Annotated in this window: 19 protein-coding genes; 17 read left to right on the top strand and 2 right to left on the bottom strand. The window is 43.5% G+C overall.

Features of this window, described 5'->3' with window-relative positions; genetic code table 11:
- Window positions 1-22: 22 nt before the first annotated feature.
- Both ASULF_RS04660 and twy1 read right to left on the bottom strand, forming a co-directional pair.
- Complete coding sequence (locus tag ASULF_RS04660) at window positions 23-616, bottom strand: translin family protein (RefSeq protein WP_015590542.1); 594 nt, start codon at window positions 614-616, stop codon at window positions 23-25.
- A gap of 5 nt (window positions 617-621) precedes the next feature.
- Window positions 622-1,503 carry a 4-demethylwyosine synthase TYW1 gene (gene twy1 / locus ASULF_RS04655; RefSeq protein WP_236609715.1) on the bottom strand — a complete coding sequence of 294 codons (882 nt, stop codon included), beginning with the start codon at window positions 1,501-1,503 and terminating at the stop codon, window positions 622-624.
- Window positions 1,504-1,660: 157 nt separating this feature from the next.
- On the opposite strand from twy1, the gene ASULF_RS04650 reads away from it, so the two are divergent.
- From ASULF_RS04650 to ASULF_RS04575, 17 genes are all read left to right on the top strand, one after another.
- A complete protein-coding gene (locus tag ASULF_RS04650; protein WP_015590540.1) occupies window positions 1,661-2,608 on the top strand; it encodes a FecCD family ABC transporter permease in 948 nt (315 codons plus the stop codon).
- A 1-nt stretch (window position 2,609) separates the two neighbouring features.
- Window positions 2,610-3,830: an ABC transporter ATP-binding protein gene (locus tag ASULF_RS04645; protein WP_015590539.1), complete on the top strand. Its 1,221-nt coding sequence runs from the start codon at window positions 2,610-2,612 to the stop codon at window positions 3,828-3,830.
- A complete protein-coding gene (locus ASULF_RS04640; RefSeq protein ID WP_015590538.1) occupies window positions 3,805-4,371 on the top strand; it encodes an adenosylcobinamide amidohydrolase in 567 nt (188 codons plus the stop codon). Before ASULF_RS04645 ends, ASULF_RS04640 begins: the two co-directional genes overlap by 26 nt.
- Before the next feature lie 150 nt (window positions 4,372-4,521).
- Window positions 4,522-5,910 carry an ammonium transporter gene (locus ASULF_RS04635; protein WP_015590537.1) on the top strand — a complete coding sequence of 463 codons (1,389 nt, stop codon included), beginning with the start codon at window positions 4,522-4,524 and terminating at the stop codon, window positions 5,908-5,910.
- 4 nt (window positions 5,911-5,914) lie between these two features.
- Complete coding sequence (locus tag ASULF_RS04630; RefSeq protein WP_015590536.1) at window positions 5,915-6,244, top strand: P-II family nitrogen regulator; 330 nt, start codon at window positions 5,915-5,917, stop codon at window positions 6,242-6,244.
- 179 nt (window positions 6,245-6,423) lie between these two features.
- A complete protein-coding gene (locus ASULF_RS04625; protein ID WP_015590535.1) occupies window positions 6,424-7,050 on the top strand; it encodes a class I SAM-dependent methyltransferase in 627 nt (208 codons plus the stop codon).
- A 174-nt stretch (window positions 7,051-7,224) separates the two neighbouring features.
- The gene (locus ASULF_RS11310) at window positions 7,225-7,602 is read left to right on the top strand and encodes a hypothetical protein (protein WP_015590534.1); all 378 of its coding nucleotides are present in this window, start codon (window positions 7,225-7,227) and stop codon (window positions 7,600-7,602) included.
- 7 nt (window positions 7,603-7,609) lie between these two features.
- Window positions 7,610-7,909 carry a hypothetical protein gene (locus tag ASULF_RS11305; protein WP_015590533.1) on the top strand — a complete coding sequence of 100 codons (300 nt, stop codon included), beginning with the start codon at window positions 7,610-7,612 and terminating at the stop codon, window positions 7,907-7,909.
- 4 nt (window positions 7,910-7,913) lie between these two features.
- Window positions 7,914-9,497, top strand: a complete 1,584-nt coding sequence (locus tag ASULF_RS04615) for an ABC transporter substrate-binding protein (protein WP_015590532.1) — start codon at window positions 7,914-7,916, stop codon at window positions 9,495-9,497.
- A gap of 36 nt (window positions 9,498-9,533) precedes the next feature.
- Window positions 9,534-10,472, top strand: a complete 939-nt coding sequence (nikB, locus tag ASULF_RS04610; RefSeq protein WP_015590531.1) for a nickel ABC transporter permease — start codon at window positions 9,534-9,536, stop codon at window positions 10,470-10,472.
- Complete coding sequence (nikC, locus tag ASULF_RS04605) at window positions 10,462-11,331, top strand: nickel transporter permease (RefSeq protein ID WP_015590530.1); 870 nt, start codon at window positions 10,462-10,464, stop codon at window positions 11,329-11,331. Before nikB ends, nikC begins: the two co-directional genes overlap by 11 nt.
- A 24-nt stretch (window positions 11,332-11,355) precedes the next feature.
- A complete protein-coding gene (locus tag ASULF_RS04600; RefSeq protein ID WP_015590529.1) occupies window positions 11,356-12,210 on the top strand; it encodes a hypothetical protein in 855 nt (284 codons plus the stop codon).
- A 123-nt stretch (window positions 12,211-12,333) separates the two neighbouring features.
- Window positions 12,334-13,260 carry an ABC transporter ATP-binding protein gene (locus ASULF_RS04595; protein ID WP_015590528.1) on the top strand — a complete coding sequence of 309 codons (927 nt, stop codon included), beginning with the start codon at window positions 12,334-12,336 and terminating at the stop codon, window positions 13,258-13,260.
- On the top strand, window positions 13,253-14,137 hold the full coding sequence (locus ASULF_RS04590) for an ATP-binding cassette domain-containing protein (protein WP_015590527.1): 885 nt from the start codon (window positions 13,253-13,255) through the stop codon (window positions 14,135-14,137). Before ASULF_RS04595 ends, ASULF_RS04590 begins: the two co-directional genes overlap by 8 nt.
- A gap of 179 nt (window positions 14,138-14,316) precedes the next feature.
- Entirely contained in the window at window positions 14,317-16,152 is a 1,836-nt protein-coding gene (locus ASULF_RS04585) for an outer membrane protein assembly factor BamB family protein (protein ID WP_015590526.1), read from the top strand.
- Window positions 16,152-18,608, top strand: a complete 2,457-nt coding sequence (locus ASULF_RS04580; protein ID WP_015590525.1) for a PKD domain-containing protein — start codon at window positions 16,152-16,154, stop codon at window positions 18,606-18,608. Before ASULF_RS04585 ends, ASULF_RS04580 begins: the two co-directional genes overlap by 1 nt.
- A complete protein-coding gene (locus tag ASULF_RS04575; RefSeq protein WP_015590524.1) occupies window positions 18,605-19,570 on the top strand; it encodes an ABC transporter substrate-binding protein in 966 nt (321 codons plus the stop codon). The genes ASULF_RS04580 and ASULF_RS04575 overlap by 4 nt, the downstream gene beginning before the upstream one ends.
- The last annotated feature ends 6 nt before the right edge of the window (window positions 19,571-19,576 follow it).

Here is a 19,576-nt window from a genome sequence, read left to right as displayed (position 1 = left end):
TATCCATCAAGCTCTATAAATCTTATCCAGTCTCATTTATCAGTCTCATCACAGAAAGCAGGTCTGATTTCGTTCGCTCAATTGCCAGCCTGACCATATCTAGCTTGGACTTTAGCGGAACTATCTTGTCCGGGTAGTCAAACTCTATCAGCTTGCTGTATATGGCCTCCATGAAGTTTATCATTTCATTTGCCTCCTTGACCTTCATCTCTCTCATCATCTCCAGTGCATATCTCCTGAGCTCTCCAACGCAGTCAGCCAGACCTGTCAGAATCGGAGACGGATGTACCTTAACTTCGGGAATTGCAATCTCGCGATTTTTTATGATGCTGAAGAACACATAAGCCTCAATGAACTCCTGAATGGGATCTCTGGTTATCGGATAGTATATTTCGGGAAAATCATCTTCATAGTACTTTATCTTCTCGAGGTGGTTGAAGCACTCTTTGAGCATATTCTCTGCATTCTCCAGAGAATTTCGATGTACCTCTGCTATCGCACTCGTAGCCCTCCTCCTCAAATCTCTAGTAAGCTTCAACAGCTCCTCTCTTGCAGTATCAAGCAGGTCGAGATATCTCTTAATCTCATCCATCTTTTTCTCAAACTCGGTAAACATACGATTCACTTCCTTTCGAGCAGTACAACCCTACTAATCTCGGACTCATCCACAATTCTGTAGTCGGCCAACTTTTCCAGCTTTTCCGCAAAATCTCTAATCTCATCATGCTCAGGCATGGCAGATCTTTCAAGCCTGTACCTTGAGTGACCCAAATGCATGTAGGCCTTTGCCTCTATAAAATCCGGATTTGCTTTGTTGATAAGCCCAGCAAACCTCTCAACGTTCATGTTTATGCCTTTAATCAGCGTCAGTCTTAGAACGGTCCTGCAGTCCTTCTCAGACATTATTTCAAGTGATCTGTTGATTTTATCCCACAAATTCCCGTGTGGTTTGTTGAGGGTTTTATGGGATGATTCGCTGTATGCTGTCAGGCTGATGTAAAGCTGGTACGGCTCCAATCTATCTACAGCATTCGGGTTGGTGCCGTTTGTTACAACAAAGGTTGTCATCTCTCTGCTGTTGAACTCATCAACCAGTTCAGCTATGAATGGATAGAGGGTTGGCTCCCCGATCAGGCTTATCGCAACCTGATTTGGCTTGTAAGCCTCTTCGAGCTTTTTTGTGTTCACACCCTTAGTACCCCAGAATCCGCTGAGCAGTCTTTGCTGAGCCTTAATGCTCTCCTCGACAATGAACTGAGGATCATCCCAGCCATCTATCTCAGGCATCAGGCTCAGCGGTCTCCAGCAGTGTATGCAGCTCAGATTGCACCTGAGCGCTGGGGATATCTGCAGGCATCTATGGCTTTTTATACCATAGAACTTCTCCTTATAGCATACTCCCTCGTCTTTTAATGACTTCTTCAACCAGAGGCATGTTTTGACTGCGGAATGCTTTCCTACGATGTTGTAGCCTTTCAGCTCGCTGAGAGTTTTAACCATCATACATACTTCGCCAAATTGATACTTAACTATTTTTGTTAATTGAGGTTAAAGTAATAATCGGTAATAATCAATAATAATCGAGAAAAAGTTCTATAGATGAACAAAATGAAAGGTAAACTTTATCTAATATTCAAATCTGCTTGACTCCGTGAAAAGAATGGTTATCGCACTGCTGATGCTGAATGCAGTCGTGTTCGTTTCTTATCTCAGCTTGGGTTATCAAAACGATTTGTTGCTGAAGGTTCTCACCGGAAATGCTGATAAGATAGAGCGGAGCATAGTTATAGATACGAGACTACCAAGGTTTTTAACCGCAGTCCTTGTTGGGGCATCGCTATCGGCTTCTGGATGTGCAATGCAGGCACTGTTTCGCAATCCTCTTGCTGAGCCATACATTCTCGGAGTGGCGAGTGGCGCGAGTGTTGGAGCAGCAATAGCAACTGTTCTTGGTTTTGGAACTATCCAGAACAAGCTTATTCTGGCTTTCGTATCGGCCCTTTTAACCTCGTATCTTGTTTACGAGATCGGCACAACCAGCAGATTCAGAGATCAGACCTATGCAATACTCCTCGCAGGGATAGCAATAGCATCGTTCTTTTCCGGGCTGACTTCACTGATAATCTATTTTTTCGCTCAGAGCATGCACAAGGTTGTTTTCTGGATAATGGGTAGCTTCTCAAACCCGCAGTGGAGCGAGGTTTACTTCGCTTTGCCCATAACCATAGCAGGAATAGCATATCTGCTTATTAACTCTTGGAACCTCAACGCCCTGCTGCTGGGTGATGAGCATGCGATGGCTGTTGGAGTAGATGTTAATAGATTCAGGAAGTATCTGATTGCTGTGATAGCTGTATTAACTTCATCTGCTGTGGCTGTCAGCGGGGTTATCGGTTTTGTCGGGATTATTATCCCGCATACGATGAGAATGCTTGTTGGAGAGGAGCATCAGAAGCTCCTGCCTCTAACAATCCTCTTTGCCATGCTATTTATGCCCCTTATTGATCTGGTTGCCAAAACTGCGACAACCGGGGAGCTGCCTGTTGGGGCGATAACAGCAATGCTTGGAGGACCCTTCTTCGTTTACATACTGTGGAGGAAGGTCTGAGATGAGGCTGAAGGTTAAGGGTGTGAGTGTAAGGCTTGGAAGCAGCGAAGTCCTCAGGGATATGACATTCGAGGTTAGTGATCACGATTTTGTGGCCCTCCTCGGACCGAATGGGAGCGGAAAGTCAACACTGCTCAGAACGATCTTCGGCATCCTCAGGCCAGTGAGGGGTGTTGTTCTGCTCGATGGAAGGAAGATAAAAACGATAGATTCGGCATCGAAAAGGATGGGCTTCCTTCCTCAGGAAACTCCCGAAACGGGTTTGAGTGTTCTTGATATAGTTCTACTCGGCAGAACTCCCTATCTAAGTGGGATAAAGAGGGCAAGCAGTGTGGACATAAACATTGCCTTAAACGCTCTGAAAGAGGTTGGAATGGAGGATTTTGCTCAGAGGAGTTTCTTAGAGCTCAGTGGTGGGGAGAAACAGAAGGTTATGCTCGCCAGAGTTTTTGCACAGCAACCTCAGATCATGCTCCTCGATGAGCCGACAGCACATCTGGATATCTCGGCCCAGATTGAGATCATGGAGATCGTCAGGGAAAAAGTTAAAGAGGGTTGTTCCGCGCTGCTGGCTATCCATGACATCAATCTTGCGGCCTCATTTGCAAGTAGAATTCTCATGGTTAAGAAGGGGAAGATCATTTATGCGGGAACGGCTGAGGAGGTTATAACCGAGAATACAATCAGAGAGGTTTTCGGGGCAGATGTCAGTGTGAAGCGGCATGGTAAGAGCGTTTATGTTGTGCCAAGAAAGAAGGTAAGATTTGGTAACAGAAGGGTGCATGTAATCTGCGGGGGAGGAAGCGGGAAGGATTTGCTTCACATTTTGAGTGAAGCTGGCTACAGAATTTCTGCCGGAGTAATCAATGCACTGGATTCTGACTGGGAACTAATAACTGAGATCGGTGGAGAGTCCATCGATGAAGCCCCATTTACCCCAATCAGCGAGGAATCTCATGAACAGAATCTGAAAATGATTGAGAATGTCGATGCAGTTGTTCTCTCAAATCTTAGCTTTGGTTGGGGGAACTTTAAGAACTTGCTGGCGTCCGAGTATGCTGCGAAACTGGGTAAGCTGATAGTTGTTAACAGAACTCCCTTCAAAAGCAGGAATTTTACTGATTCTAAGGCTGAAGAAATTTACTCTCGTATTCTGGAAAAAGCTGTGGTTGTGAACAGCGAGGAGGAAGTTCTCGATGCCTTACGAAAATTACTGGGTTGATGATGATGTTGTTATAGTGGAAGGAAAATTTTTTGGTGTAAGTACAGGCTTGCTTGGAGGCTGGAAGAAAGTTAGATACGCTTTTAACCATACTGTAGGCGACGACTTCGATTATGTGGACCCTGTAAAATATCTGAGGGATGTAGCCAGAGGGCTTGGAGTAAAGTCCTACTTCGGTCTGTTGACTTCAGTGCCGATGGACAAGCTCAGTGTGCAGAGTTGTGGTGAGGTTACCGTTTTCGTTACCGCAGGAGTCAGAAATCCGAATGAACTGATTGGAACGATTAACATCATAGCAATTCTGGATTGCAGAGTGAGCAGATCTGCAATGTTGAATGCGATAATAACTGTAACGGAAGCAAAAAGCAAAGCCCTTCTCGAGATGGGACACAACTTTACGGGAACAAATACGGATGCTGTAATTGTCCTGACAACGGAGAGAGGGAGGTACTACAGATATGCAGGCCCTGCAAGTGATCTGGGGGCAAGGCTGTGGGAGGCTGTATGCGGAGCTGTTAAGGATAGTCTGAGCAAGTGGTGAGTTGGGCTATTTTAAAATTTTTATTATTTACAATCTATATCTAATAATTTGTGAATGTAATCGCAGTATTTGTGAAAAATTATTAGCAATTAAGTGAGAATATTAAAAATTTTTTAATAAACTTGCAGAATCCGAGAGTTCGGTGATGGAATGAAGAGGTGGATACTCGTCATGATGGTATTTTTCCTAGCAACACCAGCGATTGCCGCGGATCCCAGTGGTGCAGAGACTCTGAAGGAGAGCCCAGAAACTCCAGTAGATTTCGTCTGGACACTTATATGTGGTTTCTTGGTTATGTTCATGCAGGCTGGGTTTGCGATGCTTGAGGCTGGATTTTCAAGGGCCAAAAATGTTGCAAATGTAATGATGAAGAACCTGATGGACTTTGCAGTTGGCACGATAGCCTTCTTCGCCATCGGATTTGCCCTGATGATGGGAACAGATCTTGGTGGGATCATTGGAACTGATGGATGGTTCCTGGCAGGCAACGCTTACGATGTCTCAACGATTGAGATATGGTTCTTCATGCTCGTATTCGCTGCCACAGCAGCAACGATAGTCAGCGGGGCTATAGCTGAGAGACCGAAGTTCTCGACATACATTATTTACAGTGTGATTGTTTCTGCGATAATCTATCCGGTTTACGGTCACTGGTTATGGGGAGGAGGATGGCTAAGCACATCGGATTTCATGATTAAGCTTGGTGTAGGGTATGGAGCTTTGGATTTTGCTGGATCAGGTGTGGTTCATGCACTCGGCGGTTACATCGCGCTGGCAGGATGCATTCTGATTGGACCGAGAATCGGTAAGTATGTGAATGGAAAGCCTAAGGCAATTCCCGGACACAGCATGGCGTTCGCAGTAATTGGAACCCTGATACTCTGGTTTGGATGGTTCGGATTCAATCCTGGTTCGACGCTTTCGGCACATGAACTCAGAATTTCGGTGATTGCTGCCAACACGAACCTTGCAGCGGCAGCAGGAGCAGTTACAGCCATGCTAATTACATGGAAAAAGATGGGCAAGCCGGATGTTGGGATAACCTGTAATGGGGCCATAGGTGGACTGGTTGCGATAACTGCTCCCTGTGCATGGGTTGCGCCATGGGCTGCTGTGCTAATTGGTGTAGTGGCTGGATTCATTTCAAGTTATGGTTACTGGTGGCTGGAAAGGCGCGGAATTGATGATGTGGTGGGTGCTGTCCCTGTCCACGGATTCAACGGAACCTGGGGGCTGATAGCCCTCGGATTGTTTGCAGATGGGACATATGGTGTATATACCACTGAAGCACCGATCGTTACAGGATTACTCTATGGAAATGCTGGCTTCTTTGCATGTCAGATGATAAGTGCGATCGTGAACTTCGCATGGGCTTTCGGCACCGGCTTTGCGTTATTTTACATATTGAAGAAGACAGTTGGCATAAGGGTTAAGCCTGAAGAGGAAATACTCGGACTTGATATTGCTGAACATGCAGCAATCTCGTATCCAAACTTCGTTTACAGCGAGCAGATGCCGGTTGCTGTGAAGAGAAGGTGATGGAATGAAGATGGTTGAGGCGATAATAAGGCCTGAGAAGCTGGAATGTGTAAAGAAAGTTCTGGAGGATATTGGCGTTGCGGGAATGACAGTAACAGAGGTAAGGGGGAGAGGAGAGCAGAAGGGGATAAAGCTTCAATTCAGAGGACGGGAGATGCATGTGGATCTACTTCCTAAGGTGAAGATGGAGATCGTTGTTGATGATGGGATGGTTGACAGGGTAATAGATGCTATCGTCGAAAGTGCCAGAACAGGCAATCCAGGGGATGGAAAGATATTCGTGATTCCGGTTGAAAGCAGCACCAGGGTGAGAACTGGAGAAATGGATGTTTAGGCCTTAATTTATTTTTTATTATTCTTTTTTATTCTATATATTTTTTGTGTTTTCTGTGTCGCACTTTTGATATTACTATATTTCATCTGATTTCATAATTGGTGTTAAAATTAGAAAGATTTTTATGCTATTAATATTCGTGCTAATACGGTGTGTTTGAGGAAAAAGTAGGTGGTGTTATGGACATTAAGGGTTATATTAAATCTCGATGGGATGAACATTCTGAGAACTATGAGAACATTCCAGCACACGGTATAAAATCAGAAAAGGATAAGAAAGTTGTTAAAGAAGCATTAAAAGAAATGCTTGAAAATAGAAAGAAAGTTCTGGATGTTGGTTGTGGAACTGGTTTTGTATCTCTAATTCTGGCTGAGTTGGGGCATGAGGTTGTAGGGATAGATTTATCAGAAGGGATGTTGAGCAAAGCAAGAGAAAAAGCAGAAGAAAAGGGTCATAACATTTTGTTCAAAATAGACGATGCAGAGAACCTAGCTTTTGAAGACAATACATTTGATGCAGTTATAGAAAGGCATGTTTTATGGACACTTCCAAATCCGGAAAAGGCAATTAAAGAGTGGGTGAGGGTTTTAAGGCAGGGTGGTAAGCTGATATTAATTGAAAGTGAAAATAAAGAAGAGAAAACTGCAAATCACCACTACAGTGAAGAAATTGCCAGAAAATTACCGTTTGGAAATGGGATTGATTTGAGGAAATTTAAAAAGATAGCGGATAAATGCAATTTAACACTCAAAATTAGAAAATTGAATTGCGAAAGGATAAATTTAATGATTGTTTGTGAAAAATAAGTTTGCTTTATTTTAATGTTATTTTTACACTATCAACTAAACCACTCTTCTTTTTTCATTAATTGTCATCCTCTTAATATATTTCATACTCATTTAATTTCTTTTCTTAAATATTGCTAAAAATCAAAATTTTTTTATTACTTATGTCGACAGTTTAATCGGTGGTGTAGTAATATGAGGGAGGAAGTACTCAAACTTGTCAACCACGAACCTTGGATAGAGTGTGAAGAAAACAGGGCACACCTAAAATGGGGACATTACCCAGAAACAGAAGGAATGCTTGACCCTCTAAGCATTAAAAGAGCTTTTGTAATAGATTCGGATGGAGAGAAACCAGTGGTCGTAGGGAGAGATAATGAATCATCGCAGAAAGGTGGGTTGTTTCTTGAGTTTGAGGCTGAAAAGCCGTATATGGTTGGTGTAGAACTCGACAGAGGCATATACTCAATTACTGACGATAACAAATGGATTTTTGGAGATAGGAGACTAGCTTCGGGATATAACATTAGAGAAACAAGATGGTTGGGGATATATCAAAGCTTACACTTTTAACGATGAAATGGACGAAATAAAGCCATTCGCAGCTGGATTCGAGTTTGAAATAATGCCCGAAGTACTGAAACCGTTCAAATCAGGAGATAAAATGAGAATCCAGCTAATTTTCAGAGGAAAAAGTGTAAACGGTGTTGTAAAAGTTGGTACAAAAGATGGTATTGACGAAGTAGCAGTAGATGGATTTTGTGAGATAACTCTAAAGGAGGGTGTAAATGTCATAGTTGCTAGGTATGTTGATGAAATATCAATGGGCGTTTATGATAAGAGGAATCTGACTGCTACGCTTACTGTTGTTGCGAGGTGATTGGATGAAAAAGTTTGTAGTATGCATTCTTGTAGTATTACTTTTGCTGGGATGTGCAGGCAAACCAGAAACTTCAGCTAAAACACCAGAGAAAACACCTACAGTGGTACCTACACCTACTGAACCCACTACCAAGCCAGAACAGGTCCTTACAATAGGCTATTGCGGATTTGGAAACGACTTAAATATTGAAACTCCAAAAACAATGGATTTTTTGCCGGAAATGCTTCTTCTGGAGAGACTTGTTGATTACAGAGACGGTAAGCTGATACCACAATTAGCCGAATCATGGGAGATAAAAGATAATGGTAAAACGATTATCTTTTATCTAAAGAAGGGCATCAAGTTCAGTGATGGAAGTGAATTCAATGCTGATGCTGTGAAATTTACAATAGACAGATTAAAGGCTTTAAAATACTACCACTGGACTGAAGTTGACAGAATAGAAAATGTAGAAATAATCGATCCATATACTGTTGCAATACACTACAAAGAAGGACAGAATGGATACATAGATCTGGTTGCGTTTGCGGAATTCCATCTGGGAATAATAAGCCCGAACTCCGTTGAACCTAAAGGAAATGTAACTGGTAAAATTGTCAATCCGATTGGAACTGGACCATGGAAAGTTGGAGAGTATGTTAAAAACCAGTATGCCGTCTTTGTCCCGAATGAATACTACCACGGAGAGAAACCAAAGCTCGAAAAACTTGTAGTGAAAATAATTCCAGATGCTGAGACAAGGGTTCTTGCTTTGAGGAGTGGTGAAATAGATGCAATCGTCGATCACTACCATGGTGGCAGCTATTATACGCCAAGAAATGTTCTGAAATCTTTGCAGGATGAAGGATTTGTGATTTACAAAAATGAGATACCGATGACAACGATACTGGCTTTCAACTATGAAAATAGCCCATGGGACAACGAACTTGTAAGAAAAGCTGTGAACTACGCAATAAACAGAGATGAGATATCACAACTCTTCGATGGCTGGGTTAGAGGGGCAGAGGGAGCATTGTACTGTGATAAAGCCCCATATGTAAAAGAGGTGGATATTAAGTATGAATACAACCCAGAAAAGGCGAAAGAATTGCTAAAGGAGGCTGGATACGAAAGTATAAATGCCAAACTTATACTCAGAGGAGAGAATCCGGATAAGGTCAAACTTGCAGAACTGATTCAAGCACAGTTAAAGAAAGTCGGAATAAACATTGAAATTGAAGTACTTGAGAGCGGTCCATATAAGGAGAAGCAGAAGAAGGGCGAATATGACTTGAGATTTTATTATGTTGGCGGACCAGAAAGAAGGATCTATCAGAGAACTGATGGGAGGTTCAACCCTGATGCTCCAGAGTTTAAATATGGTGCATTCGAGGATAATGAAATAGCAAATGCTGTTAGAAAAGCTGTGCTACCGTTCGATGAAAACGACAGAAAAGAAGGTTGGATAGAATTCTACAATCTCGTTTATGACAAGGATGCAGTTGTGCCACTGTACTACGACTCGATATTTATAGTAGCAAAGAAGAATGTGAAGGGCATCAAATTTGTTGGAGAGCCAGATTTCAGCTCTGTGTGGATAGAGTAATCTCAGTAATTTTAATTTTTAAATTTTTAGATTTCTATGAGATTCATAGTAAAACGCCTAACCTTGATGCCATTGGTGATGATTGTGGCATCACTGCTTTCGTTTTTAATAATCTATTTAGCTCCGGGAGATCCGGCTGAGATGATTCTTGAAAGACAATTACAAGGAGAACCGACTAAAGAACAAATAGAGGCTTTTAAAAAAGAGCATGATTTAGATAAGCCTCTTTATATCCAGTACTTTATATGGCTTTCAAAAATTTTGCATGGCGATTTGGGTGTATCGCTAAGAACGGGTGAACCGGTGCTGAAGGGATACCTAACGCGTTTTCCAGCAAGTTTACAGCTTATTGCTGCATCAATTCTGATTGCTGTAGCGGTTTCAATACCTTTGGGGATTCTTTCAGCTTTAAAACACAACACAGCTATAGATCACATCTGCAGAATACTGTCATTATTTGGTATTTCGATGCCAAACTTCTGGCTGGGGTTGCTTCTTATTCTAATATTTTCTGTTAAATTACGCATACTTCCAGCTTTTGGTTATGGAGCCAAGAACATAGTTCTTCCTGCTTTAACTCTTGGCATGTCATTTGCCGGAACATTAACGAGGCTGATGAGAGTCAGTCTGCTTGAAGTTTTACACCAACAGTATATAATCGTGGCAAAGGCTAAAGGTTTGCCAGAGAAGCTTATAATTACGAGACATGCCCTAAAAAATGCATTTATTCCCGTTATTACAGCAATAGGTATTTATTCAGGACACGCAGCGACTGGAGCAGTAATAGTTGAAACTATATTCGCATGGCCGGGTGTGGGCAGTTACTTTGTGTCTTCGATTTATGCAAGGGATTATCCTGTTATTCAGGGGTTCGTACTCCTAGTAGCGTTATTTTTTATCCTGACGAATTTAACTGTCGATGTAATCTACCTCTTCCTTGATCCTCGTATCAGGTATGAGACACATGAGGCCTAACGAAATTGCAAGTGTTATAGCTAAAACTAGGACATCAATATCAACAGTCAACTTCATCGCACTTTTGATAATTTTATGTCTGTTTCTCGTTGCAGTATTTGCAGATGTTATATCTCCTTATGATCCTTACGAAGTCAATATGAAGGAAAAACTTCAAAAACCTAACTTAAATCACCTGCTTGGCACAGATCAGCTCGGTAGAGATGTTCTGAGTAGAATTATCTATGGGACTCGCATCTCTCTCTTCGTCTCTGTGTTTGCAATAGCAATAATTATGTTTTTGGGTATAATGTTTGGTTCCATTGCAGCATATTTTGGTGGAAAAGTTGATGAGGTAATAATGAGATTCGTAGATGTACTCTTATCATTTCCAGGATTGATTCTAGCAATAACACTGGTTGGAATTCTTGGTCCATCATTAAAAAATCTGGTGATTGCCATAGCTCTCACAAGCTGGGCTAGTTATGCAAGAATCGTAAGGAGTTGTGTTCTTTCAATTAAAGAGATGGAATTCGTCACGCAAGCAAAAGTGCTGGGGGCGAGTGATGTGTATATACTTGTTAAGCATGTGATACCAAATGCAATAGCCCCAATTATCGTTCTTGCAACGCTTGACATGGGTCACATAGTACTGTCTATAACAGGCTTGAGCTTCTTGGGCTTAGGAGCTCAGCCACCAACACCCGAATGGGGGACTATGCTTAACGAGGGGAAGAATTTTATGACTACTGCTCCGTGGCTAACAATTTTTCCGGGCTTAGCAATAATGATCACAGTTCTTGCATTTAACTTACTTGGCGATGGTTTAAGAGATTTACTCGATCCACGGGTGAGAGAGTATGCTTCAAAGCATTATTAAAGCCGTTTAATCTGGTTTTCTGTTTTGCCTTACGTTGTTGCAGGAATTGTAATGGCAAACATTGCAATAGAACTTGGCATTTTTTACAGGGTTTTACCGGTTCTTAAGCCATTTATTAAGCTTTCTAAGTTGAGTTCAGGAAGTTGTATTGCCATAGCTACAGCTTTTGGATCACCTCAGGCGGCAATATCAATGATTGCGGAAATTTATAGAAATAGAAAAATTAGCAGAACTGAGGCATACATAACAAGCATAGCAACATGGTTTCCTCAGACGGTTTATGAAAGTATAGCCTATATAGCACCAGCTATCATCCCATTGCTTGGACCTCTTGGCATTACATATATATGTTTATTCATACTGAATGGAGCCATAGTAGCTGGAATTGCCCTTCTTGCTGGAAGATTGCTGCTTAAAGACAACGATGAAGTAGAAATTAGCATTCCTTCAAGAAATATTAGAGAGGCTATTTACAACGGTTTTAAAAGGTCGAAGCGGACATTGAAAAGGTATGTGGCAATAGCACTTCCAATCACAATTGTAGCCTTTGTATTGCTGGATGTAGGCTTGATAAATTTTGATTTACCCCTTCCGCTACCACCAGAGGCTTTAGCTATAATTCCTCTTCGCATAGCAAATCCACTTGCTGCCTATGCCGCTCTTTCGGAGATAATGGATACCATAACATTTAAGCAGGCTTTAATTGTATTGCTAGTCGCAAGCCCAATTGGGAGTTTGAGATATATCTTCGCCCATAGGCTACCTTACTATGTTGGATTATTTGGGGTTGATTTGGGTACAAAAATAGTATTAGTTGGAGGAGTTATAAGGATTTGTGCAACTTTTGGAATCATCATAGCTGTTTGGTTTTTATTTTGAGATTAAACTATTTTGGTATTACTAATCTAGTGTAATTTTATAATTGGTGTTAAAATTAGAAAATATTTTATTTCACCAATGTTACTGTACTTCTGCGTGTTATATTGAGAATGGGTGGAGGAAATGGATGAGGTGCTGGTTGTAAAAGATCTGCATGTTCATTTTGTTCTGGAAAATATGACAGTAAAAGCCGTTGATGGTGTAAGCTTTCATGTCAGTGAAGGCGAAGCCTTAGCGTTGATCGGAGAAAGTGGGAGCGGAAAATCCGTTTTGGGAATGACGATTTTAAGATTGCTGCCTGAAAATGTTAGGGTTGGTGGTAAAATACTCTTTAATGGATTGAACCTGCTTGAGTTGCCAGAGGAGGGGTTGAGGGAGATCAGAGGGAGGGAAATAGCTTGGGTTCCACAGAACCCTGCAACTTCCCTTAATCCAGTTCTCAGGGTTGGGATTCAGATTGCTGAGCCAATGGAAGTGCATATGGGCATTGACAGAAAAACTGCAATTCAGAGGGTAGTTGGTTTGCTGAGGTACTTCGACATCAATCCTGCCGAGAAAAGGGTCAACCAGTATCCGCATCAGTACAGCGGAGGGATGAGGCAACGAGCACTGGTTGCAATGGGAACATCAACACAGCCAAGACTGATCATTGCAGATGAGCCAACCAAGGGTGTGGATGTGACAAAGAAGGTTCGGGTTGCAGAACTTTTCAGGAAGATCAAGAAGAACAGCAAACCATCTTTGCTGATTATAACTCATGATCTACCCTTCGCTGAAAGACTTGCCGACAGGGTGGCAGTCATGTACTGCGGGCAGATTGTGGAGGTTTGTGATGCCAGAACCTTTTTTGAGGAACCCCTTCACCCGTACTCAAAAGCCCTGTTGAACTCCCTACCATCAAGGGGTCTGAATCCGATAAAGGGCTACTCTCCGAGCATGGTTAACCCTCCGGAAGGATGCAGGTTCCATCCCAGATGTGATCATGCTACGGATAAATGCCTGAAGGAGCCACCTTTCGATGGTGAGGTGAGGTGCTGGCTCTATGCTTAAGGGTGTTGGGCTTTACAAGGTGTTCGAGTCGGGATTCTTCTCAAAGCACAGGATTGTCGCTGTTGATGGTGTTGACATCGAGATCAACAGGGGTGAAGTACTGGCTCTGGTTGGAGAGAGCGGAAGTGGAAAGTCAACGCTTGGCAGGATGCTTTTGATGCTGGTAAGGCCAACGAGGGGGGAGATTTATTTTGATGGTTTAGATCTTGTCAGAATGAAGGCAGGAGACCTCCGAAGAGTGAGAAGAAGAATGCAACTAATCCCTCAGCATCCGGAAGATGCTTTAGATCCCAGATGGAGAATTTACGACAGCATAGCAGAGCCGTTGAGGATTCACGGGCTTGATTGCAGCAGGGATATTATTCATAACCTCATAGAGATGGTTGGGCTTCGCGAAGAACACCTATATCGCTATCCGCATGAACTCAGCGGTGGGGAGTTGCAGAGGGTTGTGATAGCGAGGGCGATTGCTGTGGAACCGGAGTTCATTGTATGTGATGAGCCAACCTCAATGCTCGACATGTCTGTTCAGGCGTCGATAGTAAACCTGCTCGTCTCTCTACACAAAAAACTTGGCATGGCCTATCTTTTCATAACCCACGACTTGGAGCTTGCCAGAATAGTTGCGGATAGAGTAGCTGTGATGTTTGCCGGGCAGATAGTTGAGGAGGGTGTTGATGTTCTGGATAGGCCGCTTCATCCTTACACCGAGATGCTTGTGAGGTCTGTAGAGGAGTCGTTTGAACTAACTCAGCGGTCAGAGCGTAGCGGGTGCAAATTTTACAGCCTATGTCCGAAAAGAATGGAAATATGCTCGGATCATCCTGAAATGGTCCGACTGGGGGATAGAAAGGTTCGCTGTCATCTGTTTGATTAATTGTTGCTCCTGAAGCTGTAAATTGAAGATGTAAATGTAACAAATTATCGCAAATTTTACATAGGTGTTTGTTAATTTTGTGCCAGAAATCTGAGATTATAATCAAGTTGCTAAAATTTATTTTACTTGATGTCCAGTAAAATGGAAAAGCTTAAAAGTGGTTTTGCATACTGCCTCATATGAAGAGGCTTTTGGTTGTAATGCTTGTAATTCTTTGCACGATTCCGCTTACGCAGGCTCAGGCAAACTTCCATGGAGATGAGCAGAGAGCCGGAAACTTCACATCTGAAAGAATATTGCCTGCTCTTGCTTGGAAAACCGAACTTACTGGGCTTGTTGGAGCCTCACCCGTTTACTGGAATGGACACATCTTCGTCACGAACTGGTATGGGTGGGGGGATTGGAATGGTGGGCTGTATAGTCTAAATGCAACTACTGGAAGCATTGAATGGAGGAACAGTCAGATAACTGGAGCGTCAAGCGTGGCAGTTATCGGCAACAGTGTGGTGGTTGGAAGCCTGTCAGGATATCTATACTTTGTTAACGCAACCAGCGGGGTTATAGAAAAAAGCTATCAGCTTGAAACTTCTCCTTCGTGGTGGGGAATAGCCTCATCACCGCTCGCTTACAATAACACGATTTATGTGGTGACATTCTCAAACGGCACGCTATGGGCTATAAACGATAGTGGGATATTGTGGAAATTCACAACAGGCAATGAGGTCTCACACTACACATCTCCCTCTGCATACAATGGAAGGATATTCTTTGCCGGAAACGACTCGGTCAACAGGCTTTACTGTTTGAACGAGAATGGTGTGGAGATATGGAATTTCTCAGTTGATAGCCAGATAACCAACACACCCGCCATAGGATACAACAAGGTATTCTTCGCGACTAAAAGCAGGCTGTATGCGTTGAACATGGATGGCAGCTTGGCCTGGAGCGTGTCATTCAATGGGACGATGTCCACCGCAGCCATAGCTTATGGTAACATCTACATTGGATCCTATGAAGGAAAGCTCTACTGCTTTAACGCAACGAATGGGGCTGAGTTATGGAATTTCACAGCAAACGGCAAGATAGATTCCTCTCCAGCTGTTGCTGGAGGTATAGTTTACTTCGCAACTAATAACCCTCAGGGAACGATTTACGCTGTGGATGCTTTTAGTGGGAACATGCTTTGGTACTACAGGCTGACACCCCCGGCAGGGAACTACTACAACATAATGTCCTCTCCGTACATAGCCAATAACAGGCTATATATCGGTGCGGATAGCGGGTATCTCTACTGCTTTAACTCCTCAGGCCTTATAGAGGTCAATGTAACGTTGTATCCCGGAAAGCTCAGCCTGAATATTGGCAACAAAACATATCAGGTTAACAAAACCTCAGCCCTTTCAGCACTGCACTTCGCAAGCACAGGTGGTAAAACAGATGGTGCTGAGATATCATTCAACTACACGCTCGATGATAGCTGGTACGCAACATGGGGTTCGCTGTTCGTGCCGTCCATACTTGGAATCAGCAACACGAACACGCTGTTCTGGATGTACTGGGTTAATGATACTCAGCCCAGTGTCGGTGTAAACCTCTACGATCTGAACGATGGAGATATTGTTTACTTCACATACGGCCCATGGACGAGCACACTCTCCAATGCGACCATCACGCTAAAGATAAATGTTGAGGTTAAGAGTGCGGGTATAAGCTCCTTTACTGTCTCCAGCGGCACTAAAGGTGGAAGCATCCTCACATGGCTGAATGTGACATCACTCGACAGCGGGTGGTTTGTGGCTGTTGTTAGTGGCACGAATGATGGTGGAGAAGCTTTGGCAGGGATAGCAACCTATTATGCGACAGCAAATCAGGAAGTAAAGGTTCCTGTGCTAATTCATGTTCCACAGCAGGTTCAGAGCGGGAGCTATAAGCTGTATGCTGGAATATACAGGCTGAACGAGTATCCGAACAACCTTCTCGCCATAAGCGACTACGCTGTAAGCGAGGTGAGCTGATGCTCAAACTATTCAGAATTTTTCTTATTCTTATTGTTCTGCTGGCGGTTCCGTTGATAGCTCCGTCATCAGCCCTGACACTGGATGTTAATGGGGGATGTGTTAACAGCAAGGTCACTGCAAGCGTGGATCAGCAGGCACTGATTATCTTCAGAATGAACAATGGCACACCAGTATTTGCCAAAACGGATGATCAGGCATACTTCATACCGAGAATAACTGGGGTGCTGAATGTTACAGCGATTGCAGATGAGAGTGTAACGAAATTTGTCAAAATAGTTGTCTGCAAGACTGAAAGCTCTGGAGGTGGGTTGCCCGCCAATTATCTCCCAGATGGGACATTCACAGAGCTTGGAAAAACCATCAAGTGGAGGACTGCATATGGAGCATTGAAGAAGGCAACCGAAACGCTTGGCATAAGCTACAAACCAGAGTTAAAGGAGTGGGGTATTTTTGTTGACTGCATCAATGGGCTATGCTCCAAAGATCTGGGTGAAACCTCCGGATGGATGTACTGGGTAAACTATCCGGATGAGCCCCTTCCGGGAATAGTGGCAACGGATTATGAAATCTCTCCGGGAGACAGAATAGTATGGTACTTCTCCCGCAGCATGAGCGAAACTCCAGAAACCTCTCTCTACAAGATTGAAATAAGCATTGGTAGCAACTATGAAGTTCATGCGAGCATCAAATGGATCACAGGGAATAAACCTCCCATAGCTAAGTTCGATTACACGCCGGAGAATCCGGTTGCTGGGGAGAGAATCACATTCAACGCATCTCTCTCTTATGATGAAGATGGAGATATAATCTCGTATCTCTGGGACTTTGGAGATGGACATACTGCAAGCGGGAAAGTTGTAACCCATTCCTTCGAAAAAGCTGGAAGGTATGAAGTCAGGCTCACAGTTGAAGATGATAAAGGTGTGAGCAGCTTATCTGTTAAAACGCTGGTTGTTAGCGAGCAAGTCCGTAATGAAAATCTCACCAAAGCTGTTCAGCTGCAGGCTCAGAAGAAAGTTGCAGTAGAGATTCCGGAAGAGCTTGCAGAAAAGCTGTCAATAACGAATCTAACTCTATCATCAAACGAGCCAAAGTGTGTTGAAGTCAGAGTTGAGGAAAGCCACACACCCAAGGGGATTTTATACGGGAGTGTTTACAGGAGCTTCAAAATTGAGGTGAATAGTTCAGTAGCTGTGGAGATAGATTTCAAGGTTCCAAAAGAGGTAGCCGATGGGAAGAGGGTTGTGGTGATGAAATACAACGGGACATGGGTAGCATTGCCAACAGAGTTTATCAGGGAGGATGGAAAATATCTGTATTACAGGACGGAAGCCAGATCGCTCAGTATATTTGCGATAGTGGTTGAATGGAAGGGTTTTCCTCTTAACGCAAGCGATGAGAGAATCCAGATAGCTCTCAAATGGCTGAAAAGCATACAGAATGAAGATGGAGGATTCTCGAATCCCGGAGAGGAGAGTAGCATAGGTAAGACCTCATGGGCAATAATGGCCATAGTTTCGGCAGGAGAGGATCCACACAACTGGACAAAGAATGGAAAGAGTCCCGTAGATTACATAAGGGATCATCTGAGGGGTGAAATGCCAAAGATGGGTACGGCAGACTATGCGAGAACGATTCTGGCTCTGGTTGCTGCGGATGAAAACCCGAGGAACTTCGATGGCATAGACCTCGTTGCAGAGTTAAAGTCCAAAATGAAGGATGATGGACAGATAGGAGATTTCGTTTACACGACTATATGGGGGATACTCGCTTTAACATCTGTGGGGGAGGATGTTAACAGGTCTGTGGAGTGGTTGAAAGCCCAGCAGAACCAGGATGGTGGTTTTGCATGGGCTGTGGGTGAGCAAAGTGACTTTGATGACACATCTTCAGCCATACAGGCTCTAATAGCTGCCGGGGAGCCAAGGGATTCGGATGTTATAAAGAAGGCACTGGACTATTTGAAGCAGGGACAGAACGATGACGGTGGTATGAGGTACTTCGGAACCTCTGCAAGCAATTCAGCCAGCGATGCCTGGGCGATTCAGGCTTTAACCGCTGCAGGATTAAATCCAGCTGAATGGAAGAAGAACAACATCAGCGTGGTTGAGCATCTGCTGAGCCTGCAGACAGATGATGGATACTTCAGGTACACATCCTACCAAACATCAAATCCCGGTTATATGACTGTCAGTGCGATAATGGCCTTGCTGGGGAAACCGCATCCCATCAAGGTAATGGAGACTGAGACAAAGGAAGCAGTTAAAGAAGCTAAAGGGGAGGTTGAAGAGGAAACTGTGGGAAGCAAGGAAGTTCAGCCTGAGGCTAAGCCTGAAGCAACTGCAACTCCGACTTCAGCATTAACCGCAACGCCCGAAAAGAAAACACCCGGATTCGGCATAATCTTAATAATTCTGGCGATGGTGGTAGCTGTAGCGGTGAGCAGGAGATGAGAAGAGTATTATTCGCAGTTCTGTTTCTATCTCTATTTTTTACTCTCTGCACCCAGCCGGTTCAGGTTGAGAAAGATCAACCCACTCTGCAACTCAATCTTAGCGAGATTTTCAACGCCACACCGGTTGACGATACTGGCTATAAAATTCCTCTAGACAACCCACGGAGGATCGTCTCGCTCGCTCCCAGCAACACCGAAATACTGTTCGCGATAGGTGCTGAAGACAGGGTTGTTGGTGTTACGGACTACTGCAATTACCCTCCAGAGGTCTTGGAAAAAAAGAAGAGCGGTGTTCTTGTGAGTGTTGGTGGTTACTCGACTGTGAATGTCGAGAGGGTGCTTGCGCTAAAGCCGGATCTTGTTGTGGCAACATACGGCAACGGTCTGGATACGATTGAAGCCCTGAGAAATTTTGGAATAGATGTGATAGCATTCGATCCTAAAACGATAGAGGATGTAATGAAGGATATTATCCTGATCGGGAAGGCTACAGGAAAATACGATCAGGCTAAAGAGGTTGTCAAAGAGATGTATTCTAAGATCGAGAGGGTGAGGAAAGAGATTGCAGGTAAGAAGAAGGTGAGGGTTGCGCACATTCTCTGGCATGATCCTGTTTGGGTTAGCGGGAAGAATACATTCATAAGCGAGGTTATTGAGCTTGCAGGAGGAGAAAATGTTTTCGATTTTGATGGATGGAGGATTGTCAGCATTGAAGATCTGCTCAGAGCAAATCCGGATGTCATCATTGTAAGCAGCGGAAGCGGAATGGGTGGAAACGAGAAGAACATAGTCTATGAGTGGATAATGAGCGATAGCAGGCTCAGGAATATAAATGCGGTTGAGAACGGGAGGGTTTATGTTGTTGATGCGGACATAATCTCCCGCCCATCGTACAGGCTTGCCGATGCTGTGGAAGTCATCGCAAAGCTATTGCATGGCGACAACGAAGTGAAAAAATAAGAATCG

Origin of the sequence: Archaeoglobus sulfaticallidus PM70-1 (assembly GCF_000385565.1) — an archaeon.
Lineage (GTDB): Archaea > Halobacteriota > Archaeoglobi > Archaeoglobales > Archaeoglobaceae > Archaeoglobus_A > Archaeoglobus_A sulfaticallidus.
This window is presented reverse-complemented; position numbering and strand designations above follow the sequence as displayed.

Excerpts from the sequence above, each read along its gene's own strand:
- ASULF_RS04625 (WP_015590535.1), top strand. The coding sequence starts at position 6,424 with ATGGACATTAAGGGTTATATTAAATCTCGATGGGATGAACATTCTGAG.
- ASULF_RS04645 (WP_015590539.1), top strand. The coding sequence starts at position 2,610 with ATGAGGCTGAAGGTTAAGGGTGTGAGTGTAAGGCTTGGAAGCAGCGAA.
- ASULF_RS04595 (WP_015590528.1), top strand. The coding sequence starts at position 12,334 with ATGGATGAGGTGCTGGTTGTAAAAGATCTGCATGTTCATTTTGTTCTG.
- ASULF_RS04615 (WP_015590532.1), top strand. The coding sequence starts at position 7,914 with ATGAAAAAGTTTGTAGTATGCATTCTTGTAGTATTACTTTTGCTGGGA.
- ASULF_RS04650 (WP_015590540.1), top strand. The coding sequence starts at position 1,661 with ATGGTTATCGCACTGCTGATGCTGAATGCAGTCGTGTTCGTTTCTTAT.
- ASULF_RS04585 (WP_015590526.1), top strand. The coding sequence starts at position 14,317 with ATGAAGAGGCTTTTGGTTGTAATGCTTGTAATTCTTTGCACGATTCCG.
- nikC (WP_015590530.1), top strand. The coding sequence starts at position 10,462 with ATGAGGCCTAACGAAATTGCAAGTGTTATAGCTAAAACTAGGACATCA.
- nikB (WP_015590531.1), top strand. The coding sequence starts at position 9,534 with ATGAGATTCATAGTAAAACGCCTAACCTTGATGCCATTGGTGATGATT.
- ASULF_RS04575 (WP_015590524.1), top strand. The coding sequence starts at position 18,605 with ATGAGAAGAGTATTATTCGCAGTTCTGTTTCTATCTCTATTTTTTACT.
- ASULF_RS04590 (WP_015590527.1), top strand. The coding sequence starts at position 13,253 with ATGCTTAAGGGTGTTGGGCTTTACAAGGTGTTCGAGTCGGGATTCTTC.
- ASULF_RS04660 (WP_015590542.1), bottom strand. The coding sequence starts at position 616 with ATGTTTACCGAGTTTGAGAAAAAGATGGATGAGATTAAGAGATATCTC.
- ASULF_RS04580 (WP_015590525.1), top strand. The coding sequence starts at position 16,152 with ATGCTCAAACTATTCAGAATTTTTCTTATTCTTATTGTTCTGCTGGCG.
- ASULF_RS04640 (WP_015590538.1), top strand. The coding sequence starts at position 3,805 with ATGCCTTACGAAAATTACTGGGTTGATGATGATGTTGTTATAGTGGAA.
- twy1 (WP_236609715.1), bottom strand. The coding sequence starts at position 1,503 with ATGATGGTTAAAACTCTCAGCGAGCTGAAAGGCTACAACATCGTAGGA.
- ASULF_RS04630 (WP_015590536.1), top strand. The coding sequence starts at position 5,915 with ATGAAGATGGTTGAGGCGATAATAAGGCCTGAGAAGCTGGAATGTGTA.
- ASULF_RS04635 (WP_015590537.1), top strand. The coding sequence starts at position 4,522 with ATGAAGAGGTGGATACTCGTCATGATGGTATTTTTCCTAGCAACACCA.
- ASULF_RS11310 (WP_015590534.1), top strand. The coding sequence starts at position 7,225 with ATGAGGGAGGAAGTACTCAAACTTGTCAACCACGAACCTTGGATAGAG.
- ASULF_RS11305 (WP_015590533.1), top strand. The coding sequence starts at position 7,610 with ATGGACGAAATAAAGCCATTCGCAGCTGGATTCGAGTTTGAAATAATG.